The 25,587-nt window shown below is 49.6% G+C and carries 29 protein-coding genes; 26 read left to right on the plus strand and 3 right to left on the minus strand.

Annotation, left to right across the window (positions count from 1 at the left end):
- Positions 1-42: 42 nt before the first annotated feature.
- The 3 genes from KNP99_RS12995 to KNP99_RS13005 are packed head-to-tail and all read right to left on the minus strand — an operon-like array spanning position 43 to position 2,229.
- Positions 43-1,008 carry a hypothetical protein gene (locus KNP99_RS12995; RefSeq protein WP_088837983.1) on the minus strand — a complete coding sequence of 322 codons (966 nt, stop codon included), beginning with the start codon at positions 1,006-1,008 and terminating at the stop codon, positions 43-45.
- A complete protein-coding gene (locus KNP99_RS13000; protein ID WP_214767772.1) occupies positions 1,001-1,867 on the minus strand; it encodes an ATP-binding cassette domain-containing protein in 867 nt (288 codons plus the stop codon). Before KNP99_RS13000 ends, KNP99_RS12995 begins: the two co-directional genes overlap by 8 nt.
- Positions 1,861-2,229: a GntR family transcriptional regulator gene (locus tag KNP99_RS13005; protein ID WP_088837981.1), complete on the minus strand. Its 369-nt coding sequence runs from the start codon at positions 2,227-2,229 to the stop codon at positions 1,861-1,863. Before KNP99_RS13005 ends, KNP99_RS13000 begins: the two co-directional genes overlap by 7 nt.
- Positions 2,230-2,406: 177 nt before the next feature.
- Here KNP99_RS13005 and prfA point away from each other — a divergent pair, with 177 nt between their 5' ends.
- The 26 genes from prfA to murA all read left to right on the plus strand — a co-directional run bounded on the left by prfA (position 2,407) and on the right by murA (position 25,526).
- A complete protein-coding gene (prfA, locus tag KNP99_RS13010; RefSeq protein WP_214770987.1) occupies positions 2,407-3,465 on the plus strand; it encodes a peptide chain release factor 1 in 1,059 nt (352 codons plus the stop codon).
- Positions 3,465-4,313: a peptide chain release factor N(5)-glutamine methyltransferase gene (gene prmC, locus KNP99_RS13015; RefSeq protein ID WP_214811540.1), complete on the plus strand. Its 849-nt coding sequence runs from the start codon at positions 3,465-3,467 to the stop codon at positions 4,311-4,313. Before prfA ends, prmC begins: the two co-directional genes overlap by 1 nt.
- Complete coding sequence (locus KNP99_RS13020) at positions 4,310-5,308, plus strand: L-threonylcarbamoyladenylate synthase (protein ID WP_088837979.1); 999 nt, start codon at positions 4,310-4,312, stop codon at positions 5,306-5,308. Before prmC ends, KNP99_RS13020 begins: the two co-directional genes overlap by 4 nt.
- Before the next feature lie 17 nt (positions 5,309-5,325).
- Positions 5,326-5,841, plus strand: coding sequence for a low molecular weight protein arginine phosphatase (locus KNP99_RS13025; RefSeq protein ID WP_029331765.1), 516 nt, complete (start codon positions 5,326-5,328; stop codon positions 5,839-5,841).
- A 5-nt stretch (positions 5,842-5,846) separates the two neighbouring features.
- Positions 5,847-6,287, plus strand: a complete 441-nt coding sequence (gene rpiB, locus KNP99_RS13030; RefSeq protein ID WP_029331763.1) for a ribose 5-phosphate isomerase B — start codon at positions 5,847-5,849, stop codon at positions 6,285-6,287.
- Positions 6,288-6,827 (plus strand): TIGR01440 family protein, encoded by a 540-nt coding sequence (locus tag KNP99_RS13035; protein WP_214767769.1) that lies wholly within the window; start codon positions 6,288-6,290, stop codon positions 6,825-6,827. It abuts the gene before it with no gap.
- 111 nt (positions 6,828-6,938) lie between these two features.
- Entirely contained in the window at positions 6,939-8,198 is a 1,260-nt protein-coding gene (glyA, locus tag KNP99_RS13040) for a serine hydroxymethyltransferase (RefSeq protein ID WP_088837978.1), read from the plus strand.
- Positions 8,199-8,310: 112 nt separating this feature from the next.
- Entirely contained in the window at positions 8,311-8,979 is a 669-nt protein-coding gene (locus KNP99_RS13045; RefSeq protein WP_214770991.1) for a response regulator transcription factor, read from the plus strand.
- Positions 8,976-10,346, plus strand: coding sequence for a sensor histidine kinase (locus KNP99_RS13050; RefSeq protein WP_214767763.1), 1,371 nt, complete (start codon positions 8,976-8,978; stop codon positions 10,344-10,346). Before KNP99_RS13045 ends, KNP99_RS13050 begins: the two co-directional genes overlap by 4 nt.
- A gap of 70 nt (positions 10,347-10,416) precedes the next feature.
- Positions 10,417-11,448, plus strand: a complete 1,032-nt coding sequence (locus tag KNP99_RS13055; protein ID WP_214770995.1) for an ABC transporter permease — start codon at positions 10,417-10,419, stop codon at positions 11,446-11,448.
- A complete protein-coding gene (locus KNP99_RS13060) occupies positions 11,445-12,089 on the plus strand; it encodes an ABC transporter ATP-binding protein (protein WP_214767759.1) in 645 nt (214 codons plus the stop codon). The genes KNP99_RS13055 and KNP99_RS13060 overlap by 4 nt, the downstream gene beginning before the upstream one ends.
- 132 nt (positions 12,090-12,221) lie before the next feature.
- On the plus strand, positions 12,222-13,199 hold the full coding sequence (locus KNP99_RS13065; RefSeq protein WP_088837973.1) for a hypothetical protein: 978 nt from the start codon (positions 12,222-12,224) through the stop codon (positions 13,197-13,199).
- A 75-nt stretch (positions 13,200-13,274) separates the two neighbouring features.
- Positions 13,275-13,904 carry a uracil phosphoribosyltransferase gene (gene upp, locus KNP99_RS13070; protein ID WP_029331752.1) on the plus strand — a complete coding sequence of 210 codons (630 nt, stop codon included), beginning with the start codon at positions 13,275-13,277 and terminating at the stop codon, positions 13,902-13,904.
- A gap of 104 nt (positions 13,905-14,008) precedes the next feature.
- Complete coding sequence (wecB, locus tag KNP99_RS13075) at positions 14,009-15,148, plus strand: non-hydrolyzing UDP-N-acetylglucosamine 2-epimerase (protein ID WP_215193308.1); 1,140 nt, start codon at positions 14,009-14,011, stop codon at positions 15,146-15,148.
- A 1,130-nt stretch (positions 15,149-16,278) separates the two neighbouring features.
- Positions 16,279-16,497 carry an AtpZ/AtpI family protein gene (locus KNP99_RS13080; RefSeq protein ID WP_014971404.1) on the plus strand — a complete coding sequence of 73 codons (219 nt, stop codon included), beginning with the start codon at positions 16,279-16,281 and terminating at the stop codon, positions 16,495-16,497.
- Positions 16,494-16,880 carry an ATP synthase subunit I gene (locus tag KNP99_RS13085; protein WP_088837971.1) on the plus strand — a complete coding sequence of 129 codons (387 nt, stop codon included), beginning with the start codon at positions 16,494-16,496 and terminating at the stop codon, positions 16,878-16,880. Before KNP99_RS13080 ends, KNP99_RS13085 begins: the two co-directional genes overlap by 4 nt.
- Positions 16,881-16,888: 8 nt before the next feature.
- Positions 16,889-17,632 (plus strand): F0F1 ATP synthase subunit A, encoded by a 744-nt coding sequence (atpB, locus tag KNP99_RS13090; protein WP_088837970.1) that lies wholly within the window; start codon positions 16,889-16,891, stop codon positions 17,630-17,632.
- 75 nt (positions 17,633-17,707) lie between these two features.
- The gene (atpE, locus tag KNP99_RS13095; protein WP_012371545.1) at positions 17,708-17,920 is read left to right on the plus strand and encodes a F0F1 ATP synthase subunit C; all 213 of its coding nucleotides are present in this window, start codon (positions 17,708-17,710) and stop codon (positions 17,918-17,920) included.
- A gap of 125 nt (positions 17,921-18,045) precedes the next feature.
- A complete protein-coding gene (atpF, locus tag KNP99_RS13100; protein WP_088837969.1) occupies positions 18,046-18,579 on the plus strand; it encodes a F0F1 ATP synthase subunit B in 534 nt (177 codons plus the stop codon).
- Positions 18,579-19,112, plus strand: coding sequence for a F0F1 ATP synthase subunit delta (locus tag KNP99_RS13105; RefSeq protein WP_088837968.1), 534 nt, complete (start codon positions 18,579-18,581; stop codon positions 19,110-19,112). Before atpF ends, KNP99_RS13105 begins: the two co-directional genes overlap by 1 nt.
- A gap of 19 nt (positions 19,113-19,131) precedes the next feature.
- Complete coding sequence (gene atpA / locus KNP99_RS13110; protein ID WP_029331744.1) at positions 19,132-20,640, plus strand: F0F1 ATP synthase subunit alpha; 1,509 nt, start codon at positions 19,132-19,134, stop codon at positions 20,638-20,640.
- Positions 20,641-20,698: 58 nt separating this feature from the next.
- Complete coding sequence (atpG, locus tag KNP99_RS13115; protein WP_088837967.1) at positions 20,699-21,550, plus strand: ATP synthase F1 subunit gamma; 852 nt, start codon at positions 20,699-20,701, stop codon at positions 21,548-21,550.
- Positions 21,551-21,586: 36 nt separating this feature from the next.
- Positions 21,587-23,005: a F0F1 ATP synthase subunit beta gene (gene atpD / locus KNP99_RS13120; RefSeq protein WP_088837966.1), complete on the plus strand. Its 1,419-nt coding sequence runs from the start codon at positions 21,587-21,589 to the stop codon at positions 23,003-23,005.
- A 26-nt stretch (positions 23,006-23,031) separates the two neighbouring features.
- Positions 23,032-23,445: a F0F1 ATP synthase subunit epsilon gene (locus tag KNP99_RS13125; RefSeq protein ID WP_088837965.1), complete on the plus strand. Its 414-nt coding sequence runs from the start codon at positions 23,032-23,034 to the stop codon at positions 23,443-23,445.
- A 309-nt stretch (positions 23,446-23,754) separates the two neighbouring features.
- Entirely contained in the window at positions 23,755-23,988 is a 234-nt protein-coding gene (locus tag KNP99_RS13130; protein WP_029331740.1) for a DUF1146 domain-containing protein, read from the plus strand.
- Between the two features lie 233 nt (positions 23,989-24,221).
- Positions 24,222-25,526, plus strand: coding sequence for a UDP-N-acetylglucosamine 1-carboxyvinyltransferase (gene murA, locus KNP99_RS13135; RefSeq protein ID WP_029331739.1), 1,305 nt, complete (start codon positions 24,222-24,224; stop codon positions 25,524-25,526).
- Positions 25,527-25,587: the final 61 nt, after the last annotated feature.

The raw sequence follows: 25,587 nt of genomic DNA on the forward strand, positions 1-25,587 counted from the left end.
ACCGTCCTTATTTAAAAGATTTGAAACAAGTGTAGCACGGATTCAGCGACTCCACCCAATCATCCGGCGGTAGGAACTGAAGGCAGGCCAGGCGAGAATCAAGACGGCGAGCCAATACAGGATTTGATTCTCGGACGAAATGACGCCGATGACGGCAGCGAGTATGAACGTCGTATAGACCGTAAAGAGAATGATGAAAAACGGATGCGACTTCGGGAAGACGGTAAAGCGACCGAGTCGCTCGTTTTCGCTACGCACATAAAGCTGACGGCTGATGACGAGAAGCAGGATCGTCAAAGCAGCGCTGTAAATCGCAGGACCGGTTAAATCATTCGATTGGAACAACAACGGGAACGGGGTTGTGACCGTCATCAAAAAATCCAGTGACGATGTGAAATCATCCTTAAGTCCGAAACCGAGTGTCGTGACGGCAGCGATGGCAAAAAACGTGAAGTAATTCAAAAAGAACAGGAACATCCCGATTAAGAGCTGACCGATGATATCACCCGCAATCGTTCCTGCGAACAAGAAAATAGCGAAGACGGTCATATCGAAGATGAAGAATTTAAAAAAGTCATATGTCAGATCGCTCAAAGTGACGTAATCAAACGGATGAATGCCCCCGATGCCTTGTAAGATGAACCAGCTCGAGAAAAAGCCGAGGATTGGAATGATGATCAATACGGCGGCCCCGATACTCAACTTAATGAAGAATAGATGTTTTTTATGAATCGGTAAGGCATGGAGGATTAAACTGCGTCCGCTGCCCCGTTCTTGACCAACCATCAAAATGGCGAAGACGGCAATCAAAAGCGCTCCGAAACCGGCGAAAATCGGGCTGACGAGTACGGTTTGCAAGAGATTTGGTTTTGCATCAAGACGATACGTATCGAAATTTTCGATGGCGGAGAAACTGCTGAAGCCGTAGCTGAAGATTGCGAGTAAAAAGAACGTCGCGAGCGGCCAAATGCCTTGTTTGATATGATAACGAATCAATTGTTTAATCATGACGATTTCCTCCGAACGTTCCTAAAAAATAGTCTTCCATCTGGACCGGTAAGGCGTCCTTTAATAAGGGATTCGTCTTCTCTAAGTAAAGCTTTCCTGCGTCCGATAAGACGAGCAAGGTGACGACGCGTCCCGTTTGTGTCAGGACATGAATGTCATGGTGCTTCAGCTCGGGGACGATCTCGTAGACGACTTGCCATTTTTGCATGCTCGCTTTTGCATCGTCGAGCGTCTTCGGTTCCTTGACGAGGTGCTGTTCGATCGTCATCACGCGGTCCGCGAGCGTATCGAGTTCCTCGAGTTGGTGTGAGGCAATCAAGACGGCTGTCTGACGCTCCGTCAGTAAAGAGACCAGTTGCTGTAAGTAGTTGCGCTTATTAATCCGGTCGAGTCCGTCTGTCGGTTCGTCGAGTAACAAAACAGGGGCGTTCGTCGCAAAGGCGAGTTGCAGCAAGAACAGTTGCGCTTGTCCTTTCGAGAGCGACGTCACTTTCCGACCACGATCGAGGTTCGACGAGCGACAGTAGTTTTCGATGTAGGTCCGTTCGAAGTTCGGATAAAAAGCCTGATAAAACTCAATCAGTGATCCGAGTGTCATCTGACGGTAGACGCCGATGGAATCGGGGACGAGAAATAGATGCTTCCGTGCTGCCGGGACGTCGTGGATTGACTGGTTGTTCCATTCGACTTTCCCGCGCGAGGGTTCGAGTGCCCCGACAAGTGTTTTCAGTAACGTCGTTTTTCCGGCGCCGTTTCGTCCAATCAATGCTGTGATCGTACCAGCAGGCAATGTGAACGAGGCGTTTTCATAAATCATCGTCGAATCGATTTGTTTTGTTAAGTGTGACACGGTCAACATGATGAATCCTCCCTGTGTTGTATGAGTAACTGATAAAGTTCTTCGTTCGAAATCGATAGTTCATTCGCGACAAGGCAAAGTGTCGTAATGTGCTCTTGAATGGCAGCTTGTTTGACTTGGTCAAGCGGCAAATCCGAGACGAAGGAGCCTTTTCCTCGCATCGTCACGATAAAGTCTCGGCTTTCGAGTTCCTGATAAGCACGGGAGACAGTGTTTGGATTGACGAGTAACGTGCTCGCAAGATCGCGGACCGACGGCATCTGTTCGCCCGACCGTAGGATTCCCCGCGCAATCGCGCGGATGATTTGCGTGACCAGTTGCTCGTAAATCGGGAGCGGACTTTTCGGATCAACGGTAAACATCCTTCCACCTCCTTAAGTGTATTAATTCAATTAGTACACTAATTATAGGAAAATGACCGTCTGACGTCAACTACCGGTCTGACGACGGAAGTGTCGGTCGCGAGGAGGTCTTGCTACTGACGTTCTAAATATTTGCTATACTGACGATAGAAGAACCGTCAGGAAGGATGACCGATTATGTTGGATCGATTAAGTGCGTTAGAGGACCGTTATGAAAAATTAAATGATCAGTTGGCTGACCCGGCGATCATTAATGATACGAATCAATTACGAGAGGTCTCAAAGGAGCAATCCCAGCTCGCGCCGACCGTCGAAACGTATCGCGTTTACCGCGATAAGATGGAAGCCTATCAGGAAGCACGTCAAATGTTGACGGATCCCGAGATGCGGGACCTCGCGAAAGAAGAAGTGACAATCCTGGAGCCGGAAATCAAGGAACTCGAAACGAAATTAAAAGCGTTACTCTTACCGAAGGATCCGAACGACGACAAAAACGTCATCGTCGAGATTCGGGGTGCGGCAGGAGGCGACGAGGCAGCCTTATTTGCGTCTGATCTTTTCAAGATGTATTCGAAGTTTGCTGAGAAACAAGCCTGGAAAATCGAAATCATCGATGCGAGCTACACGGAACTCGGCGGCTATAAAGAAATCATCTTCATCGTCAAAGGGACAGGGGCGTACTCGAAACTGAAATATGAGAACGGCGCCCATCGCGTCCAACGTGTGCCTTCGACAGAGTCAGGCGGACGGATTCATACATCAACAGCGACCGTCGCCGTCTTGCCGGAAGCAGAAGATGTCGAAGTCGAAATTCACGATAAAGATGTCCGCGTCGATACGTTTACATCGAGCGGTCCCGGCGGTCAGTCCGTCAATACGACACAATCCGCTGTCCGCGTGACACACGTGCCGACAGGAATCGTCGCCAGCTGTCAGGATGAGAAATCGCAAATTAAAAATAAAGAAAAAGCAATGAAAGTGTTACGAGCACGCGTCTATGATAAAATTCAACGCGAACAGCAGGCCGAGTACGATGAAAAACGCAAATCAGCTGTCGGGACGGGCGACCGTTCCGAGCGGATCCGGACGTATAACTTCGCTCAAAACCGGGTGACGGATCACCGAATCGGCTTGACGATTCAAAAGCTCGACCGGATTCTCCAAGGCGAGATGGATGAAGTCATCGACACGCTCGTGATGGAGTACCAGGCACGGGCATCGGAGGCGGCGAACTGATGCGGATTGCGAAACGATTGAATCAAGCACAAACGATGTTAGCCGCGGCAGGACGCGAGGCGTCGAGTGCCGAATGGTTACTTATGCATGTGTTACAAGTCGACCGGACGGGATTGCTCGTGCGACTTTCGGACGAATTATCGCCGGACGATGACCTGTTATTCAGCGAATACTTACTGGCACACGTCAATGGTGTTCCCGTCCAACATTTGATCGGGTACCAACCCTTTTATGGACGCGATTTTCAGGTTACGCCAGCTGTCCTGATTCCCCGTCCGGAAACGGAAGAATTGATTGAGTTCGTCGTCCGTCGTTTAGGCGGGGAGACATTCCACCCGGGTGAAATCGTCGATATCGGAACGGGAAGCGGAGCGATCGGGGTCACACTCGCGCTCGAGCTTAGACAGCCGGTCACGACGGTCGATATTTCAGAAGACGCACTTGCGGTCGCGAAAAAAAATCAAGCGGCACTTGGCGGCGACGTAACTTTTTTACAAGGGGATCTGCTTGAGCCGCTCGCCGATCAATCGGTCCGTGTCCTCGTCTCGAACCCGCCTTATATTGAAGAAGATGAGTTGCTCAGTGACGTCGTATTTGACCATGAGCCTCATCTCGCGCTGTTCGGCGGAAAAGACGGTCTCGTCTTTTATCGTCGCTTGATTGACGGCAGCACACGTATTTTAAAGGACGATTTTCGCTTGATTGTGTTTGAAATCGGACACAATCAAGGAAGTGAAGTGCAAATGATGTTAAAAGAGCGTTATCCTACTGCGGAAACGGGTATTTTAAAAGATATAAACGGTAAAGACCGTATCGTGTATGCGGAACGAAAGGATTGTACAGAGTGAAGACGGAAATGATCGATCAACAGACACTGGATGTAGCAGTAAACTTATTAAAAGCAGGGGAAGTCGTCGCGATGCCGACAGAGACCGTTTATGGTCTTGCGGGGGATGCGACGAGCGAGACGGCCGTTCGGCGAATCTTCGCCGCGAAGGGCCGACCGTCCGACAACCCATTGATTGTCCATGTCGCGTCAATCGAACAGGCAGAGCAGTTCGTCACTCATATTCCGGCTGTCGCGAAACGTTTGATGGATACGTTTTGGCCAGGTGCCTTGACGATCATTCTAGAATCGAACGGAACCGCTTCAAGCCTCGTCACCGCAGGACTTGATACGATTGGATTACGGATGCCGGACCATCCTCTTGCACTTCAATTGATTGAAGCGACAGGACTAGGGTTAGCGGCACCGAGTGCCAACCGTTCCGGAAAACCTTCTCCGACGTCATCGGCACATGTCGCCTATGACCTCTCGGGACGAATCGCAGCAATCGTCGATGGGGGAGAAACCGGTATCGGTGTTGAATCGACCGTCATCGACTGTACGATGACACCTCCGGTCATTTTACGACCGGGCGGCGTCACACGTGAGCAGCTGGAAGGCGAGATCGGCACCGTGGCACTCGATCCTGCTTTATCGATGAAAGATAAAACACCGAAGGCACCGGGAATGAAGTACACGCACTACGCACCGGAAGCAACACTGTCCGTCGTGGCGGGCGACCTCTCTTTCCTGCAGCAGCTCATCGATGAAGCACGCCAAACCGGACAAAAGACCGGCGTCATTCTCTTTGACGGAGAAGACGTCGAAGCAGATGTCCGCTGTTTCCTCGGCACGACCGCAGAAACAGCGGCACAGCGTCTTTACGATTGTTTACGGCGATTTGATCAGACGACGGTGGATCAGATTTTTGTACGGGACCTATCAGAAGAAGGGGTTGGGCTAGCAGTCCGAAATCGGCTCCATAAGGCAGCAGGTGGTCGGATCATTCGCCCGTAAAGAAGGAGGATACTGAGATGAGCACACGTCGCGTATTGTTTATCTGTACTGGAAATACATGCCGGAGCCCGATGGCGATGGCATTACTACGCTCAAAAGTCGCAGATCAAGAGTTTGATGTCCGGTCTGCGGGACTGCGTTCGATGCAAGGCTTCGATGCGTCAGAGAACGCACTCCAAGTATTGCGGGAACGGGGAATTGAACTCGAGCATTATACGCAAGTTTTCGATGATGTTCTCGGACGCTGGTCTGACATCATCTTGACGATGACGCGGAGTCATAAACAAGAAGTCGGGGAACGTTACCCGGAACTGAAGGACCGGACGTTCACCCTCTATGAATATGTGACAGGGCTTGAGCGGGACATCAACGATCCGTACGGTGGATCGATGAACGTTTATCGCCAAGTTCGAAATGAACTCGAACCCCTCGTCAACCGTCTTGTGTTAAAATTAACGCAGAACGGAAATGGAAGAAAAGCGCCGGACAACCGGAAACTTCCGAAAAAACAACCTAGACAAACGGGGGAATAGTTCAGATGAAAGTAGCAATCGGTGCAGATCATGGTGGCTTTAAACTCAAAGCAGAAATCAACGGTTTATTAAAAGAACTCGGGATCGACTATACGGACTTCGGTACGTATTCGTCTGACTCGATTGATTACCCGGACGTCGCGATTCCCGTCGCTGAGGCCGTCGCGAACGGTGAATTTGATCGTGGAATCCTGATTTGCGGAACAGGAATCGGAATCGGAATCGCAGCGAATAAAGTCAAAGGGATTCGTGCGGCACTCGTCCATGATACGTTCAGCGCAAAAGCGACACGTCAGCATAACAACTCGAACATCTTGACGATGGGCGAACGTGTCATCGGACCGGGTCTTGCGCTTGATATCGCAAAGATTTGGTTAGAGACGGAGTTCGAAGGTGGACGTCACGAAAACCGTGTCTGCAAAATCTCGGATTATGAGGTGAAGTAAATGGATCTCGAACAGATTAAACAGGATCTTGAAGCCTCGTTGACTGATTTGAATGAGCGCTTCCCCCTCAAAGGGAAGCTGCTCGTCATCGGTTGTTCGACGAGTGAAGTCATCGGTAAACAAATCGGAAAAGCGGGTTCGCCGGAAGTCGCGGAAGCATTGTTTGAGGTGTTCGATACATTTCGTCGTTCGCATCAAATCGATCTTGCGTTCCAAGGTTGTGAACACATCAACCGCGCCTTGACGCTCGAACGCCAAACGGTTGAACGACTTGGACTGGAACCGGTCACGGTCGTCCCGGTACCGGAAGCAGGTGGTTCGATGGCGAGTATCGCCTATGAACGTTTTTCTGCCCCGGTCGTCGTCGAATCGATTCAAGCTGATGCCGGAATCGACATCGGAGACACGTTCATCGGCATGCACTTGAAGCCGGTCGCCATCCCGGTTCGCCTTCCACACCGGGAAATCGGTGAGGCACATGTTACGGCAGCAACGACGCGTCCGAAGTTAATTGGTGGAATGCGTGCTAAATACGAATGATTCATGCAAGGGGTTGCATACCTCTTGCTATTTTTCTGCACTTTTTGTGGGTGCCGCGGACTGATTATTCGTGTTAAGATAGGCGTATCGAAAATGAATGGGGGAATTCAGATGGAACAAACACCGCTTACGTATCTGAAACAGCAAGATGAGGAACTCTTTTCGGCAATGCGCAAGGAACTAGGACGTCAACGCGATAATATCGAGTTGATTGCGTCAGAAAACTTCGTCTCGCAAGCTGTCATGGAAGCACAAGGTAGCGTGCTGACGAACAAGTATGCAGAAGGTTACCCGGGACGCCGTTATTACGGTGGGTGCGAATTCGTTGATCTCGCAGAAGACTTGGCACGTGATCGTGCGAAAGCAATCTTCGGTGCCGAACATGCAAACGTTCAACCGCACTCGGGTGCACAAGCGAACATGGCCGTCTACTTCACGATTCTTGACCAGGGCGATACGGTCCTCGGGATGAACCTCTCACACGGTGGCCACTTAACGCATGGTAGTCCTGTGAATTTCTCCGGTGTTCAATACAACTTCGTCGAATACGGTGTCGATCAAGAGACAGAGATGATTGATTACGATGTCGTCGCGAAGCTTGCAGAAGAACACAAACCAAAATTGATCGTTGCGGGAGCATCGGCTTATCCGCGCGTCATCGACTTCAAACGTTTCCGTGAAATCGCAGACAGCGTCGGCGCATACTTGATGGTCGATATGGCGCATATTGCAGGGCTCGTTGCAGCGGGTCTTCACCCGAACCCGGTCGAGCATGCACACTTCGTCACGACGACGACGCACAAGACACTCCGTGGGCCACGTGGTGGGATGATTCTGTGTAAAGAAGAACATGCGAAAGCGATCGATAAATCGATCTTCCCTGGTATTCAAGGCGGTCCCCTCATGCACGTCATCGCAGCAAAAGCGGTCGCGTTCGGTGAGGCACTTGCTCCTGAATTCAAAGACTACATTGGTCAAGTCGTCACGAATGCAAAAGTACTCGGTGAAGAATTGACGGCACGTGGTCTGCGGATCGTTTCAGGCGGCACGGACAACCACTTGTTGCTCGTCGACTTACAGCCGCTCGGCATCACAGGTAAGCTCGCTGAGCATGCCCTTGATGAAGCGGGTATCACGGTCAACAAAAACACGATTCCATTCGATCCGGCCAGCCCATTCGTCACGAGCGGGATTCGCATCGGGACGGCAGCGATGACGTCACGTGGTTTTAAAGAAGAAGAAATGAAACAAATTGCGGCATTGATTGAACTCGTCCTCAAAAACCCGGAAGACGACGACACATTAAAAAATGCACACGAGCAAGTCCTTGCATTGACAGGTCGCTTCCCGCTTTACCCGGAACGCGGGTAATCGGAACGCATGCCGACCCATCTGTTGAACCACCTCTTTCTTTTCGATCGCTGAGAAGTCAGAGGTGGTTTTTTTGATTGACGAGTAAACGATAGGATAGGAGGGACGAAAGATGGAGATTTTAGTCGTAGAAGACGACCAAAACATTCAACACCTGATTGTCGAGACGCTCGAAGCAGACGGCCATCGCGTCCGGGCGACGGCAGACGGGCAAGAAGCGGCGTGCTGGATAAACGAGCTGACGTTCGAGGCGGCGATTCTCGACGTAATGATCCCCGGGCGGAGTGGACTTGAGTTATGTGAACAGCTCCGGCAACGAGATGAACTGCCGATTTTGCTGTTGACGGCGCTCGGAGAGTTGACAGATAAACGCGCCGGATTTACGGCAGGTGCCGATGATTACATCACGAAACCGTTTGACCCGGAAGAATTATTATTCCGCTTACACGCCGTCGCCCGGCGGTATCAAAAGGCGGCGCTTCCGATTCTCCGGTTTGGTGACGTAACGATTGATAAACGCAGTCAACAGGTGATGCTTGGCGAAACGGAATTGACGTTGCCTAGGCGTGAGTTCGACTTGTTACATCAGCTTGCGAGTTTTCCGGGACGTGTCTTCAGTCGGGAGGAATTGATTGAACGGGTCTGGGGACTCGACTTCATGGGTGATGATCGGACGATTGACGTCCATATCAAACGCTTGCGCAGTCGCTTGCGCCATACGGACGCGATTCACATCAGTACCGTCCGCGGTCTCGGTTACCGACTGGAGGCGAAGGGATGAAGTCACTTTATACGAAAATCGTCGGACTCGTCTGTCTGGTCCTGCTCGTGTCGGCCTTGATTTCCTTACTGATCAGCAACTTGTTTTACTACAATGTCTTGCAGTCTTCCTATAGTCAAAAGGTCGAAGAGGCGGTCGATCAATCGTTTGCCTACTATGAACGGCATGGCGACGGACAGACCGGTTCCTTCTACGACATGTTGAGCGCGACGGGTTTTCAGCTCTATGTCGTCCCGGAGACAGGCCCCGTTATCCGCCACGGGAATACATTCCGCGACGAAACACTGGCACCGGCGATCATCGAACGGGTCCGCGCCGGGGAAGTCTATCACGGAATGCGGGACTATCCGTTTCATCTCTTTTTACTCGGTCTGTTTGACAATGAAGTCGTCAATACAGTCGGTGCGTCGCTCGAAACGCCAAACGGGACCGACGCCGTCTTCATTCGACCCGATTTGAGCCGACAAATCCGTGAACTCCATTTGTTCGTCGGAGCCTTCCTCGGCTTACTCGTCGTCATCAGTTTTCTGTTGCTTGCCTTCTCAATCCGCTATCTCGTGCGTCCGATTAAACGCTTGACGGATGCGACAAAACAAGTCGCGTCCGGTGACTATGCCGTTCATGTGGCGACGACCTCGCGCGATGAGATTGGAGAGTTGTCACGGCGGTTCGGTGAGATGGCGGAAGCAGTCGCGAAGTCGGATGCTGAGCGCAAAACGTTCGTCGCCAACGTCTCGCACGAGTTTCAGTCGCCACTGACGACGATTAAAGGGTACGCCGGTCAACTGCAACCGCATGTCGCACCTGTCGGACAGGATAAACTGGCAACGATTGCGCGTGAAGCAGACCGGATGGCAGAGATGACCCGGCAACTGCTGGTCCTCGCCCGGCTCGATGAAGGAAGTCGGATGCGACTGGAGTCAATCCATCTTGGACAAGCGATTCGGACGACGCTCGCGACACTCGCCTACCAAATCGATGAACGTGGTGTCGCTGTCGCTGTTGATGTCGCGAGTGACATGACGATCGAGGCGGATGCCGCCGCACTCGAACATGTTTTTCAAAATGTCATCCGGAATGCCCTCCATGTTTCAAACGACGGGGACATGATTACGATTGAAGCCGAACAGACTGCGGAGCACGTCACTGTCCGCATCACGGACGAAGGTCCCGGTATGTCGGACGACATGATTGCCCATGCCTTTGACCGCTTTTATCAAGCCGACACGGCACGCGGTTCGCGCGGGACGGGGCTCGGGCTCGCCATCGTCGCCGAGACCGTCAAGCAGTTGCACGGGACGGTCGAGATTGATTCGAAAATCGGCGCGGGGACGACGTTCATCCTGACGTTTTTACGGGCGACGTAAGTTGTTCATGCTCCGTTCATATAGTATCCGTAAGATAAGACCTGTAACGCACATACAGGAGGGATATTAAATGAAAATGGGTTGGCGCGAACTAATCCGGATGAAAAAACGCTTCGGTCTGATGGGGCTCGTGACGACATTGATCATCGTCTTGATTTTAATGATCACCGGGCTCGCAGACGGACTGGCATACGATAATGGAGCCGTCATCCGGAATTTACCGGTTGAGCAGGTGGCACTCAGTCAAGAGGCGGAAGGGCAACTGACGCGATCATTTTTAGAGGAACAGGAGCAACCAAAAGGGACGGAGGCACTCGGCGTCCAAAATATGGTTCTCGAGAAACAGGACGGGACGAAGGACGATGTGACGGTGTTTGCGTTACCTGCTGAGACGGCGTACGGTCCAAAGCAACTGCAAGCGTTGAAACGAGGCGAAGTTCTCGTCGATACCGCTTATGCGAAACAGACCGGGACCGCAGTCGGCGACAAAGTAACCGATTTTCGGACGAAGATGACGTTTACGATCGTCGGTACCGTCACGGATGGACGTTACAGCCATGCGCCTGTGTTATGGACGACGCTTGCGTCGTGGGACGACTGGCAAGCGAAGATGCAGACGAACTATGTCTCGGCATTTGTCAGTCAGGATTCATTCAAAACGGACCTGACGACGTATACGAAAGCAGACATCGTCAAGCAGGTTCCCGGTTACGCAGCGGAACAAAATTCATTCCAGATGATGCGGCTGGCGCTTGTCGTAATCGGCGCCTTGATTTTGACGGCGTTTTTCTATATTTTGACGATGCAAAAAATGAAGCAACTGGGCATCTTGAAGGCGATCGGGATTCGGACACGGACGATTGGAAGCGCGCTCGTCTTGCAGGTGTTCGTCTTGACGCTCCTGTCGCTTGCTTTCAGCCTGTGCGTGACGCTCGGTGTCAGCCAAGTCTTACCGAGCGGCATTCCGTTTCGTTTTGAGTGGGATACGAGTCTCGGTTACGGGGCATTGTTGATCGGTACGGCATTAATTGGATCCGTGATTCCGCTCCGGGCCTTAAAAAAACTTGAGCCGGCAGACGCGATGGGAGGAATGGCAGGATGATTAAGATGACACATGTCGAACAGACTTACAGTGACGTCCCCGTGCTCCATGATGTTTCATTCGAAGCGAAAGCGGGTGAACTGATTGCCTTAGTCGGACCGAGCGGAAGTGGAAAAAGTACGTTGCTCCAACTGCTCGGATTGTTGCAAACACCGACAGCGGGAGACATTCAGTTTGGGGAACAGCACGTCAATCAGCAATCGGACGAAGCACGCCGAAAGATGCGCCTCGAAGAGATCGGATTCATCTTTCAGGAATCGCATCTCGTTCCGTTCCTGACGGCGGCGGAACAACTCGAACTCGTCGCAGAAGAAGCGGGGCGGAAAGTTGACGCCGCCGCGATGCTCGCCGCTTTTGGATTAAAAGACCGTGCACACCATTTGCCACACGCCTTATCGGGTGGAGAACGACAGCGTGTCGCGATCATTCGGGCACTCGTCAATCAGCCGCGACTCGTCCTCGCAGATGAACCGACGGCAAGCCTTGATTATACGAACGGACGCCAAGTGATGGAAGTGTTACAAAAGCAAGCCCATGAGGAACAAAAAACGGTCATCGTCATCACCCATGATGAGCGGATGCTTGAGTATTGTGACCGTGTCCTGCGGATCGAGGATGGTTACTTGAGCGAAGTGGAATAACGCGGACGTCGTCTCGAGACAAGAGGCGGCGTCCGTGTTTTGTCCACCATGCGTCAGAAGACTTATATTTTACGACCATGATTTTTGGTATACTTAACCTTAGTAAAATAAGGTAAGGGTGGAAACTGTCAGATGAAATTTTCAGCACTGGTCCAATCAGAACTCGAAACAATCAATACGACTCAAATTGCGGACTGGCTGACTAAAAAAAGTCAAACAGAACGTGAATATAAACGACTCAGTGAAGACTTTAAAGCAATCGTCATCATGCAAGAAGCAGGCTTTTATGAACAAGCGGACACGCGGTTCAGCCAGTGGAAGAACAAAGGGATTCCGGCGGAGCTCCAGCGGTACCGGTTAGCAATCGCCGGAAAAGCGGGCGGGAAGCGACTCGTCAAAAAGCGTTTTTCCATGCTCCCGGCAGCTGTCCAAAATCATCCGCAGCTCAAACCGTGGAAAAAGCAGCTGCAATCGAATCCGTGGATGCTCGGCGGATTGCTTGTTGCGGGTCTTGCCGTTCTCGGTCTCTTTCAACTTGATTTCTCACAACCGGAAGAAGTGCCGGTCGTGACCAATCAAGAGAACGTTGAACAAAAATTGGCCGCGCTTGAAAAAGAAGTCGAGCAATTAAAAGAAAAAAATGAACAGCTGACAGAACAAGCACCAGTGAAATCAAAAGACACAACGAAACCAAAAGAGACAGCGAAACCAAAAGCGACTACGGATGCAAAGAAGACGCTTTCTCCCGAAGAAACATTGAAACAGGCGATCGCTGCGACGCAAGAAAAAGATTATAAGTCAGCGAACCGCTTGTTGACGGGAACTGTGTTAACGGATGACGCAACGAAGGGCATGGCACGTTTTTATCAATTGATTGCTGGAGGCAAGTTAGGTGAAACGAAACAAACGGATTATGTCGCGTATCGAGAGGACTTCCCGGATTCCGGTTACATGAGTGATGTGTTATGGATGCAGGCCGTCTATGAACAAAAGAATAAGGTCGGCGATTATAAGGCGACGTTAGAAGAATTAGCGAAGCAACCAGATAATGAATGGTCCTATGCGGCGCAAGCGATTCTTGACGGGAAAAGTACGCTTGGGGAGGAGTGATTCCAAAAAAACAGTTCCCAAGCGGTCACTTTTTGGAGTACAATGCGAAAAGAGAATTGAGAGGAGATGCAAACAATGAGTAAAGTACATGTATTTGATCACCCATTGATTCAGCACAAAATGACAATCATGCGTAAAGTCGAAACGGGGACGAAACAATTCCGGGAGCTTGTCGACGAAGTGGCTTCATTGATGGCATATGAAATCACGCGTGACCTTCCACTCACAGAAGTCGCAATCGAGACACCGGTCACGAAAACGACGCAGAAGATGATTGAAGGCAAGAAGCTCGGAATCGTTCCGATCCTTCGCGCAGGACTAGGGATGGTCGACGGGATGCTTCGGATGATGCCGAACGTCAAAGTCGGTCACATCGGTCTTTACCGTGATCCAGAGACGCTTGAACCAACGGAATACTACCTCAAGTTGCCGACTGACGTCGCAGAACGTGATTTTGTCGTCGTCGACCCAATGCTTGCGACAGGCGGCTCGGCTGCTGACGCAATCTCCTCTTTAAAGAAACAAGGCGCGAAAAGCATTAAACTGGCTTGCCTGTGTGCAGCACCTGAAGGCGTCAAACGCGTTCAGGAAGAGCATCCGGATGTCGATATTTACCTCGCGGCACTCGATGAAAAACTGAACGATCATGGTTATATCGTCCCTGGACTCGGGGATGCCGGTGATCGTTTGTTCGGTACGAAGTAAGACAGAAGCAGTCTGCCACTCCCGGCAGGCTGCTTTTTTTGTTGTAAGATGCAGGACAGCTTTCAACTATGCTTAAATGGAGGAAGTAGAAAAAGGAGGAAGTAATGATGCCCATCAAAGTCATGCCCATCTTTGGAACACGACCGGAAGCCATCAAGATGGCACCGCTCGTCAATGCCTTAAAACAAAATCCAGCGTTCGATGTCCATGTGACGATCACGGCGCAACACCGGGAAATGCTTGATCAAGTGTTACGGATGTTCGAGATTGAACCGGATTCTGACCTCAATATCATGCAACCCCGTCAGACGCTTGTCGACATCACGACGCGTGGTCTCGAAGGACTTGATCTCGTCATGAAGGATGTCAAACCGGATCTCGTTCTCGTTCATGGCGACACGACGACGACGTTCGTCGGTAGTCTTGCTGCCTACTACAATCAAATCGCCGTCGGACACGTCGAAGCCGGACTCCGTACATATAATAAATACTCACCGTTTCCGGAAGAGGTCAATCGTCAATTGACGTCGACACTCGCAGATCTGCACTTTGCGCCGACCGATCAGGCGGCAGCGAACTTAGCATCTGAAAATCGTTATGCTGGTGTCTATGTGACGGGAAATACGGCAATCGATGCCCTGCAGACGACGGTCCAGCCGGATTATGTTCACCCTATGCTCGAGGCAGTCGGCAAACGACGCCTGATCTTGATGACGGCACACCGGCGAGAAAACCTCGGAGAGAAGATGCATCAGATGTTTCGGGCGATCCGTCGACTCGTCGATACATATCCGGACGTGCACGTCGTCTATCCGGTCCATTTGAATCCGGTCGTCCAGGAAACAGCGGCTGAAATCTTTGGGGGACACGACCGCATCACGTTAATTCCGCCGCTCGATGTATTCGACTTTCATAACTTTGCCAGTCGTGCCCATTTAATCCTGACCGATTCCGGCGGCGTACAGGAAGAAGCACCCTCGCTCGGCGTACCTGTCCTTGTGTTACGCGATACGACGGAGCGTCCGGAAGGAGTCAAAGCCGGTACGTTGAAACTTGCCGGAACAGATGAAGAGACGATTTACCGGATGGCGAGCGAGTTGCTTGAAGACGAAGCGGCCTATGCAAAAATGGCGCATGCTTCAAATCCTTACGGGGACGGTCATGCGTCGGAGCGGATTGCAGCAGCGATTTTAGCGCACTTCAATCAAGGGGAAACTCCAGAACCCTTTCATGCAGATATCTAAAATGAAGTAATCCAGTCCAAAAAATGTTTATTTAGGGCGTTTCCGTATATCTTGCCGTTCCCACGGGAATCAAGACGAACGGATGCGTCCTTTTTAATGATTCCGTTTAAGGTTAACTTCCATAAGTTGTTTCAGACGTTCCCGTCGACCTCGCTTTCCTCGGGCGAGGGACAAGTCGCGACTCGGTACACGGTGTGTGCCAAGCCGGGTCTTGTTTCCCTCTGACGAAACCACGATGAACTGTGGTTTCTTTTCCCGTAGGAGTCGAGTCGACCTGGGTACGTCCTTTTCAATTACGCTCTACTAAACTTTGGTCAAGGCGTAGTGTTGTTAGTCACTTGTAAATTGAATCGCCTTGAGCAATTCCTCTCGACTCCTATGGGAAGAGGAAGCGGAACGCTTCCGACAGGGACAAGCGAGACCCGGTTACCCGATAGGGAAATCGCGGCTTGCGTCCCGCCCAAGGAAAGTGAGAGGAAATAGCGAAAGGTCTATTCAATAATCAATAATGGTCTATCCGATAATCACTAAACAAAAAGCAGTGAGTAAACATACATCAATATATCTTTAACTAAGAAATAAACGCCTCAATCTGCCTGATTGTGAAGAAAATGTAAAATCTAAATCACCGTGCTGACCTTAAAACCTATAATCCATTCATGACATTTCAAGCTGTGACAAGTAACACAACAGACAAATTGGAAATGCTTTAAATCCTTTGTTACAAACAGATGTCAGAGCGGTTTTCCTGTCCCGAATCGAAAGCGCTTCCAATCTTGAACAAAAAATACTTTTTCACAAAATCGACACAAATCAATTTTAGACGGCTTGTTTCTCATTCCAGAACGCGATATAACGTTACTGTTCAATGGTTTTGTTCATCAAGTGAACCATCTCTTTAAACGTTGATAGTACTACATATTTTCTTCACATCTTCGTGAAAAGAGGTGGATGGGGTACCTCTGTGAAAACCTTATCAATCGTTGATATACAATGGTTTCAGCGGTCTATTTTATTTGTGAATTCATTTGACTATGAAATGGTTCTCATTGTATTCTTGACTAGTATGAAAATCCGCAAATTGTGGGAAAGAAAAAGAACCTGCAATTGGGAAAAGGGGGTCGTCTCTAGTGCGCCAAAAAGGGCTCGCAACGAGTATGGTCATGGCCTCGCAAATTTCGACGGCACTTGCCGCACCAATCGTCATCGGCTTCCTTGTTGGGAACTATGGGGAACAGCAAGACTGGTGGCAAAAGATGGGAGCGACATTCTCAGTGTTCATCGGGATTTTCATCGGCATTCTTTGCATGATCGCAATGATCAGGCACTTGTTAGGAGACAAGACATGAACATAATCCTTCAAGATGCGTTGTATCGTGCGTACTTACGATGGTTTGGACTCTATTATGGAATCCTGGCTGTCTTGTTACTTGTCGGTTATCCGAGTGATCCAGTGATTTATGGGCTGGCATTAGGTGGGGCAGGTAGCTTCATGATCTTGACGCTGCAACGATTAAGCGTCGATCGAATGTATCGTGTAATCGAGCGTGGGCGCAAGCCGATGTCTCGAGGGACCGTATCACGCATGGCGGTCGCGGTACTTTGTGTGATGATCGGTTTGAAGTACGAAGCCGAATTGTCATTAACTGCGGTGGTAATAGGCCTTCTCGCCGGCCACGTCATACAATTTTGTGAGTTCTTGACTCACGAACTTAAGCGGGAAAAGAGGTGAATAGTCAAATGAACCACGAAATGCCACTTTACGAAATCCCACTCTGGGGCGACTTCGTTCTGTACGGTAGCTGGACGAACTTGATCACAGTGCTGATAGCAGCTGCTCTCGTCTTCCTGATTGCCGTGGCCGGTACGCGACGTCTCGCGATGAAGCCAACCGGTTTTCAAAACACGCTAGAGTGGTTCCTCGAATTCGTTCGCGGAATCATCAGCAGTACGATGGATTGGAAAACAGGGGGTCGCTTCCTTACTTTCGGAATGACACTGTTCCTATTCATCATCGTGTCCAACTTAATGGGTCTCCCATTTAACGTTGTGACGGGTCACTACATTTGGTTCAACTCACCAACTGCGGATCCGTACGTGACACTTGCACTTTCATCTATGGTAGTGGTCATGAGCCATTATTACGGTGTGAAAATGCGCGGCTTCGGTGCATATGCGAAAACGTTTATGACGCCGATGTTTATTATTACCATCATTGAAGAATTCGCAAACACGTTGACGCTCGGTCTTCGTCTTTACGGGAACATCTTCGCTGGTGAAATCATGATCGGAATCATTCTCTCGATCGGAATCATCTCTGGAACGAACGATTTCCAATTCCTCGGACCAGTCGGTGTCATCCTTTCAGCGATTCCAATGCTGATTTGGCAAGGATTCTCACTCTTCATCGGAGCGATCCAAGCGTATATCTTCCTTATCCTGACAATGGTTTACATCGGACATAAGGCAGCGCACGACCATTAATTCGAAGGTAAAGCATCTGCTTTTCCGATAATCGCACGACCAAATTTCGAACACAATCTAGGGAGGCAATTTATAATGGAACTTATTGCAACAGCGATCATCATCGGACTCGGCGCACTTGGCGCTGGTATCGGTAACGGTCTTATCGTAAACGGTACAGTATTAGGACAAGCACGTCAGCCAGAACTCAAAAACGAACTTCGTCAAACAATGTTCATCGGTATCGGTCTTGTTGAGGCACTTCCAATCATCGGTGTAGCGGTCGGTTTCCTTCTCCTCAACTCTTAATTCATAGTTTAAGAAACGAGCTACATAGGGCGTTATTCGTTCGACAGGAGTGAACCGTCACGGGAGCTTTTGCTCCCTTATGTAGATATAAGAAGTTGGACCAACCACGAGGGGAGTGTAATCGAATGAATCTTACGTATCTTGCGGCAGAAGCAGGCGGCGAAGAAAGCCACCTTTTACTTGCCAATATGATCGTCACGATCGTCGTTTTCCTCTTGCTCCTCATCCTCTTGAAGAAATTCGCTTGGGGCCCGCTCATCAACATGATGAAAGCGCGGGAAGAGCATGTGGCTAGCGAGATCAACTCGGCTGAAAAAAGCCGTAAAGACGCTGAAGTCTACGTAGAACAACAACAAGAAGAATTAAATAAGGCACGTACGGAAGCACGTGACTTATTAGAATCATCACGCCGTCAAGCTGAGGCAGAACAAGCACGTGCGATGGAGCAGGCACGTCTTGAGACAGAAATGAGTAAGGAAGAAGCTCGCCGTGCAATCGACCGTGAACGCGCTGAAGCACAAGCTGCTTTGAAGAACGATGTTGCTCTTCAAGCAATCGCTGCAGCACGCCACGTCATGAAAACACAGCTTGCGACAGACGAAGCCGCTCAGCGCGCGCTCGTCGATCAATTCCTTGCTGACACTAAGGGCACGAACTAATGCGTGATCACGTAGCGGGACGCTACGCAAAAGCGCTCTTCGATCTTGCGCTTGAGCATCATGTGCTCGAGCAAGCAGAAGCTGATGTGCGGACGCTCGGCGAAGTGCTCCACGCAACACCAGAGCTCGCATCGGTTTTAAGTAACCCATCGATTTCTGCGGAAGAGCTGAAGTTAGTCTTACAGACGAGCTTCACGGGCTTCAACACGATTGTTTTGAATACCATCCTCGTCATGGTCGAAAACGACCGTGCGGCGGAAGTATTGTCTTTGCCGGAGCATTTCATTGCGTTATTGAATGAACACCGTAACGTTGCGACAGCCGTCGTGACGAGTGCATACAAATTGTCAGACGCGGAAATCACGAAAGTGAAAGAAACGTTCGGCCAAAAATCAGGTAAAACGCTTGAAGTAGAAAATGTTGTTGATACGAACGTAATCGGAGGACTTCGCGTCCAAATCGGTTACACGACATATGACGGCACGATCGAAACGAAACTAACGCGACTTGAGCGTGAGCTGTTAAAAGCGTAAGAAAATAGGGGTGAAACGCATGAGCATTAGAGCTGAAGAAATCAGCGCCCTGCTTAAAGCGCGTATCGCGCAGTACGGTTCTACGATGGAAGTGAACGAGACGGGTACGGTCATCCAAATTGGTGATGGTATCGCTCGTGCACACGGACTCGACAACGTCATGTCGGGAGAGCTCGTAGAATTCGCTAACGGCACAATGGGCTTGGCGCAAAACTTAGAAGAAGGCAACGTTGGTATCATCATTCTTGGTGACTACCTTGATATTAAAGAAGGCGATTCAGTTAGCCGTACAGGACGCATCATGGAAGTACCGACAGGGGACGCATTGCTCGGTCGCGTCGTTAACCCGCTCGGTATGCCAATCGATGGTCTTGGTCCAATCGAAACGGAACACTATAACCCAATCGAGCGTAAAGCTTCTGGCGTTATGGCACGTAAATCGGTTCACGAACCACTTCAGACAGGAATCAAGGCAATCGATGCCCTCGTTCCAATTGGTCGTGGACAACGTGAGTTGATCATCGGTGACCGTCAGACAGGTAAAACGTCGATCGCCATCGATACAATCATCAACCAAAAAGAAGAAAACATGATTTGTATTTACGTCGCAATCGGACAAAAAGAATCAACAGTCCGTGGTGTTGTTGAAACACTCCGTAAAAACGGTGCACTTGATTACACGATCGTCGTTTCTGCCGCTGCTTCACAGCCGGCACCACTTCTTTACCTCGCACCATTCGCTGGTGTAGCGATGGGTGAACACTTCATGGATCTCGGCAAGCACGTTCTTGTCATCTATGATGATCTTTCAAAACAAGCAGCTGCATACCGTGAGCTTTCGCTTCTCTTGAAGCGTCCACCAGGCCGCGAAGCTTACCCAGGGGATGTCTTCTACCTTCACTCACGCCTTCTTGAGCGTGCGGCGAAATTGAACGACGAGCTTGGCGCAGGTAGCTTAACAGCACTTCCGTTCATCGAGACACAAGCGTCGGATATCTCGGCTTACATCCCGACGAACGTTATCTCGATTACGGATGGTCAAATCTTCCTTCAATCGGATCTCTTCTTCTCAGGTGTCCGTCCAGCGATCAACCCGGGTCTCTCGGTATCGCGTGTTGGTGGATCGGCTCAAGTAAAAGCGATGAAGAAGGTAGCGGGTACGCTCCGTCTTGACCTCGCCTCTTACCGTGAGCTCGAAGCCTTTTCACAGTTCGGATCTGACCTTGATAAAGCGACACAATCGAAGCTTAACCGTGGTGAGCGGACAGTAGAGGTTCTGAAACAGGATCTTAACCAACCGTTGACTGTCGACAAGCAAGTCATCATCATCTATGCCTTGACTCGTGGTCACCTTGATGATGTTGCCGTTACGGATATTCGTCGTTTTGAAAAGGAACTCAACCTCTGGCTCGATCAAAACCGCAAACAGCTTTGCGATGAGATCCGTAAAACAGGTAACCTTCCGGCTGACGAAGAACTCGTTACAGCAATCTCAGAATTTAAGAAAACGTTCCAAGCGACAGTCTAAGGGTCAACTCTTAGGCTTCGCCTGAACGCTCTTGATACTAACAAGGTGGTGAATCGAAATGGCATCGTTGCGCGAGATACAAACGCGGATTAACTCGACGAAAAGTACGAAACAGATCACGAAAGCGATGAACATGGTTTCGGCGTCGAAACTAAACCGCGCTCAAGCACATAGCGCGAAGTTCCAGCCTTACATGCTGAAAATGCAGGAGGTTCTCGGAACCATTGCGAATGGCACGACAGGTGCGAGCCATCCGATGCTCGAGAAACGTCCCGTCAAAAAGACTGGATTTATCGTCATCACATCGGATCGCGGCTTAGCTGGTGCATATAACGCCAACGTGCTGCGTGAAGTCTACCGGGAAATCAAAGAAAAGCACACTACGGACAGTTACGTTCTGTATGTGGTCGGTAAAGTCGGTGTTCAGTTCTTCCGTTCACGCGGAATCACGGTCACAGACGCGATCACAGGACTCAACGATTCTCCTTCGTATGTTGATGTAGCTGAAATCGTGAAGCGTACAGTGAGTGCGTTCACGAACGGTGAAATCGACGAACTCAAGCTGAGCTACAACCATTTCTTGTCTGTCATCAGCCAAGAAGTGAAAGTCGAAACCCTTCTCCCACTCGGAGAAATCGAAGCTTCGTCTTCGACGACTTATGAGTATGAGCCAAGTGAGGAGCAAATCCTTTCTGAACTCCTTCCGCGTTATGCGGAAAGCTTGATCTTCGGTGCGCTTCTTGACGCGAAAGTAGCAGAACATGCGTCACGTATGACAGCAATGCAAAGTGCGACAGATAACGCAGATGACTTGATCGGTCGATTGACTCTCGTCTACAACCGGGCTCGACAAGCTGCAATCACGCAAGAAATCACAGAGATCGTCAGTGGAGCAGCTGCGCAGCAGTAAGCCCCAAGGACGTAATGATAGGTAGGAGGAAACACGATGAACGAACTCGGTTTAAAAGGCCGCGTCGTCGCGGTCATGGGACCTGTCATCGACGTTAAGTTCGAAGGACACTTACCGAACATCTACAACGCGCTTCGTATTCAATATACGCCGCAAACTGTAGAAGAAGTGGCTATCGACTTAACGCTTGAGGTCGCATTACACCTTGGTGACGATGTCGTCCGTACCATTGCGATGGATTCGACGGATGGTGTACGCCGTGGAGTGGAAGTCCTGGATACAGGCGCTCCAATCTCGGTACCCGTCGGTGAAGCGACACTCGGTCGCGTATTCAACGTACTCGGTAACCCAATTGATGAAAAAGAACTTGATGCAAGCGTGGAACGTCTTCCGATTCACAAAAAAGCACCAACGTTCGACAACCTTTCAACAAAAGTTGAAATTCTTGAAACAGGAATTAAAGTCGTTGACTTACTTGCGCCTTACATCAAAGGTGGTAAGATCGGTCTCTTCGGTGGTGCCGGTGTAGGTAAGACCGTCCTCATCCAGGAATTGATCAACAATATCGCTCAAGAGCACAGCGGTATCTCGGTATTCGCAGGTGTTGGTGAGCGGACACGTGAAGGTAATGACTTGTACCATGAGATGACGGATTCAGGCGTTATCAAACAAACAGCGATGGTCTTCGGTCAGATGAACGAACCACCTGGTGCACGTCTTCGTGTTGCCTTGACTGGTTTGACAATGGCTGAGTACTTCCGTGATGAGCAAGGACAGGACGTTCTTCTCTTCGTTGATAACATCTTCCGTTATACGCAAGCTGGTTCAGAGGTATCAGCCCTTCTCGGTCGTATGCCATCTGCCGTTGGTTACCAACCAACACTTGCAACAGAGATGGGTATGCTCCAAGAGCGTATCACGTCAACAAACAAAGGTTCGGTTACATCAATCCAAGCGGTTTATGTACCAGCCGATGACTATACTGACCCGGCTCCTGCGACGACGTTTGCTCACTTAGATGCAACGACGAACCTTGAGCGCCGTCTCTCTGAGATGGGTATTTATCCTGCCGTGGATCCACTTGCTTCTACATCACGCGCCCTTTCACCTGAAATCGTCGGTGAAGAGCATTATGCTGTAGCACGTCAAGTTCAGGAAACACTTCAGCGTTATAAAGAACTTCAAGATATCATCGCAATCCTCGGTATGGACGAGTTGTCGGAAGATGACAAGTTAAGTGTTCACCGTGCGCGTCGTATCCAGTTCTTCTTGTCGCAGAACTTCCACGTAGCTGAGCAGTTCACAGGACAAAAAGGATCGTACGTCCCAGTTAAGGACACGATCCGCGGCTTCAAAGAAATCCTCGATGGCAAACACGATGATTTGACGGAAGAAGCATTCCGTCTCGTCGGTCCGATCGAAGATGCGATTGAAAAAGCGAAGGCGCTTGTCTAAGTGACAAAGCATAAGGGGGACTTGAGATGAACACACTTCATGTCAATATCGTCACCCCGGATGGCGAAGTGTATGATGGCGATGTCCGTATGGTCGTTGCGAAAACGATAACGGGTGAAATCGGGGTCCTCCCGCACCACGTACCGCTCGTAACACCACTCGACATCAGCATCTTGAAGTTGCGCCACGAAGATGGCGGACGCACGTTGATCGCTATCAGCGGTGGCTTTATGGAAGTGCGCCAGGATACTGTAACGGTTCTTGCAGAAACGGCGGAGCAGGCAGATAAGGTCGATTATGACCGTGCTGCGGCTGCGAAGGTTCGTGCAGAACGACGTCTCCAGGACACGAAATTATCAGATCTTGAGTTCAAACGCGCAGAGCTTTCATTGAAACGGGCAATTAACCGTCTCGATTTAAAAGACTACGGTCGCGATTGATTCAAGTAAAAGACCCGGTTTCCCTCGTGGAAATCGGGTCTTTTTTTATAGAAAACGTCAATTTAAAAGCGTTTTCTTTAAGATTAAGGCGATTCAGGTTTAAGATGGCGAAAAATAGTAAAAGTACCATATAGACCTCTTATTCACAAACTTTTCATCCTTACTTCTATAGAAATTGTGACAATCATCTTTAATAAATATATTTTATGCGCTAAAATAAATGCATATTGTGCTTTTTTGTTTGCGAAATCATTCATTTTGTGAAATCATGGTAAGGTTGAAGAAAACACGAAGAAGAGGTGCAAGCGCGTGACGTCAATTGGTTTAAGTGCTTTAGTGAGTATGCTCGTTTATGTAATGGCAATTGTTCTTGCCTGGTGGTCACTCTTACCAGTCAAGTGGGAAAAAATCCTCCAACATCCTAAAGGTCCACACGCCATTGCGTTACGGACGTTGCTTGCGATTGCACTCGGTTCCCTCGTCGGTCGCTTTTTGCTGGAGTATTCGGGATTCGCCCAACGTCTTCAATTTTTAGTAGGCTGAACTTGTAACTTCCTTGTAAACCCTAATTTGGTCATCTGAATTAGTATGGAAAAGGATAGTATTCTTATAATGAAGAAACACATTGATTATGACACTGAAAATCGTATTGGCTTTTGGCACGAGAGATAACTATAGGAAAGTTTCTTTCTATCATTCGTTGACTTTTCAACTATGATCAACACCAATCACGAATTGTACGAATAGAAAAGAAACGAAGCAGAGGAGTATGGGTAATGGAAAAAATTGTTGTCCGTGGCGGACGTAAATTAGCTGGAACAGTAAAAGTAGAAGGTGCAAAAAATGCAGTCTTAAAAACGTTGGTTGCGACATTGCTCGCATCAGAAGGTCAATCGGTCCTTCAAAACGTACCACGTCTTGCAGACGTCTATACAATCAACAATGTCTTACGGAACTTAAACGCACAAGTTGAATTCGATGCAGAAGCGAATACGGTTACCGTCAATGCAGAACCGGAACTAAAAGACGAAGCACCACTTGAATACGTTCGTAAAATGCGGGCATCGATTCTTGTCATGGGTCCACTCCTTGCACGTCTCGGTCGCGCACGCGTTGCGATGCCGGGTGGCTGTGCAATCGGATCACGTCCAATTGATCTTCACTTAAAAGGATTCGAAGCGATGGGCGCTAAAACAATCATCGGAAACGGTTTTGTTGAAGCACAAGTCGATGGTCGTCTCCAAGGTGCAAAAATCTATCTTGATTTCCCTTCTGTCGGTGCGACAGAAAACATCATGATGGCGGCAACACTCGCTGAAGGCACGACAGTCATCGAGAACGTTGCGAAAGAACCTGAAATCGTTGACCTCGCGAACTTCTTGAACGCGATGGGCGCGAAAGTCCGTGGCGCAGGTACGGAAACGATCCGTATCGAAGGTGTCGAAAAATTACACGGTGGCAACCACTATGTGATTCCAGACCGGATTGAAGCCGGAACATTCATGATTGCAGCTGCAATCACAGAAGGTGACGTCGAAGTCATCGGTGCTGAGCGTGAGCATCTTCGTCCATTGATCTCAAAAATGGAAGAGATGGGTGTTCAAGTATCGGATACAGAAGAAGGGCTTCGTGTTGTCGGACCTAAGAAATTGGTTGCTGTCGACGTGAAGACGATGCCACACCCTGGTTTCCCGACAGACGTTCAAGCACAGATGATGGCGCTTGTCTTAAAAGCTGAAGGAACATCGGTCATCACGGAAACGGTCTTCGAAAACCGCTTCATGCACGTGGAAGAATTCCGCCGCATGAATGCTGATATCAAAATCGAAGGACGCTCATCCATCATCACAGGTGGTGTTCAGCTTCAAGGAGCAGAAGTCTTATCAACAGACCTTCGTTCTGGTGCAGCGCTCGTCACAGCTGGTTTGATTGCTGAAGGTGAAACACGTGTCGGTGCACTCCATCACATCGATCGTGGATACGTTGACTTCCACTTGAAACTGCAAGCCCTTGGCGCAGATGTCGAGCGCATCACGGAAGAAACAGCGGTTGTCGAAGAAACGGCAGCGACAAAGCTTTAATCTTAAGCTATTATTCCATTTCATTAACGAGAGACGACTTTCTGAAAAAGAAAGTCGTCTC

It is taken from the genome of Exiguobacterium sp. s95 (genome assembly GCF_018618655.1).
GTDB classification, from domain to species: Bacteria; Bacillota; Bacilli; order Exiguobacteriales; family Exiguobacteriaceae; genus Exiguobacterium_A; species Exiguobacterium_A oxidotolerans.

Bases quoted from the DNA above. Each gene is read 5' to 3' on its own strand.
- KNP99_RS12995 (WP_088837983.1), bottom strand. From the start codon at position 1,008: ATGATTAAACAATTGATTCGTTATCATATCAAACAAGGCATTTGGCCG.
- KNP99_RS13000 (WP_214767772.1), bottom strand. From the start codon at position 1,867: ATGTTGACCGTGTCACACTTAACAAAACAAATCGATTCGACGATGATT.
- KNP99_RS13005 (WP_088837981.1), bottom strand. From the start codon at position 2,229: ATGTTTACCGTTGATCCGAAAAGTCCGCTCCCGATTTACGAGCAACTG.
- prfA (WP_214770987.1), top strand. From the start codon at position 2,407: ATGTTGGATCGATTAAGTGCGTTAGAGGACCGTTATGAAAAATTAAAT.
- prmC (WP_214811540.1), top strand. From the start codon at position 3,465: ATGCGGATTGCGAAACGATTGAATCAAGCACAAACGATGTTAGCCGCG.
- KNP99_RS13025 (WP_029331765.1), top strand. From the start codon at position 5,326: ATGAGCACACGTCGCGTATTGTTTATCTGTACTGGAAATACATGCCGG.
- rpiB (WP_029331763.1), top strand. From the start codon at position 5,847: ATGAAAGTAGCAATCGGTGCAGATCATGGTGGCTTTAAACTCAAAGCA.
- KNP99_RS13035 (WP_214767769.1), top strand. From the start codon at position 6,288: ATGGATCTCGAACAGATTAAACAGGATCTTGAAGCCTCGTTGACTGAT.
- glyA (WP_088837978.1), top strand. From the start codon at position 6,939: ATGGAACAAACACCGCTTACGTATCTGAAACAGCAAGATGAGGAACTC.
- KNP99_RS13045 (WP_214770991.1), top strand. From the start codon at position 8,311: ATGGAGATTTTAGTCGTAGAAGACGACCAAAACATTCAACACCTGATT.
- KNP99_RS13050 (WP_214767763.1), top strand. From the start codon at position 8,976: ATGAAGTCACTTTATACGAAAATCGTCGGACTCGTCTGTCTGGTCCTG.
- KNP99_RS13055 (WP_214770995.1), top strand. From the start codon at position 10,417: ATGAAAATGGGTTGGCGCGAACTAATCCGGATGAAAAAACGCTTCGGT.
- KNP99_RS13060 (WP_214767759.1), top strand. From the start codon at position 11,445: ATGATTAAGATGACACATGTCGAACAGACTTACAGTGACGTCCCCGTG.
- KNP99_RS13065 (WP_088837973.1), top strand. From the start codon at position 12,222: ATGAAATTTTCAGCACTGGTCCAATCAGAACTCGAAACAATCAATACG.
- upp (WP_029331752.1), top strand. From the start codon at position 13,275: ATGAGTAAAGTACATGTATTTGATCACCCATTGATTCAGCACAAAATG.
- wecB (WP_215193308.1), top strand. From the start codon at position 14,009: ATGATGCCCATCAAAGTCATGCCCATCTTTGGAACACGACCGGAAGCC.
- KNP99_RS13085 (WP_088837971.1), top strand. From the start codon at position 16,494: ATGAACATAATCCTTCAAGATGCGTTGTATCGTGCGTACTTACGATGG.
- atpB (WP_088837970.1), top strand. From the start codon at position 16,889: ATGAACCACGAAATGCCACTTTACGAAATCCCACTCTGGGGCGACTTC.
- atpE (WP_012371545.1), top strand. From the start codon at position 17,708: ATGGAACTTATTGCAACAGCGATCATCATCGGACTCGGCGCACTTGGC.
- atpF (WP_088837969.1), top strand. From the start codon at position 18,046: ATGAATCTTACGTATCTTGCGGCAGAAGCAGGCGGCGAAGAAAGCCAC.
- KNP99_RS13105 (WP_088837968.1), top strand. From the start codon at position 18,579: ATGCGTGATCACGTAGCGGGACGCTACGCAAAAGCGCTCTTCGATCTT.
- atpA (WP_029331744.1), top strand. From the start codon at position 19,132: ATGAGCATTAGAGCTGAAGAAATCAGCGCCCTGCTTAAAGCGCGTATC.
- atpG (WP_088837967.1), top strand. From the start codon at position 20,699: ATGGCATCGTTGCGCGAGATACAAACGCGGATTAACTCGACGAAAAGT.
- atpD (WP_088837966.1), top strand. From the start codon at position 21,587: ATGAACGAACTCGGTTTAAAAGGCCGCGTCGTCGCGGTCATGGGACCT.
- KNP99_RS13125 (WP_088837965.1), top strand. From the start codon at position 23,032: ATGAACACACTTCATGTCAATATCGTCACCCCGGATGGCGAAGTGTAT.
- murA (WP_029331739.1), top strand. From the start codon at position 24,222: ATGGAAAAAATTGTTGTCCGTGGCGGACGTAAATTAGCTGGAACAGTA.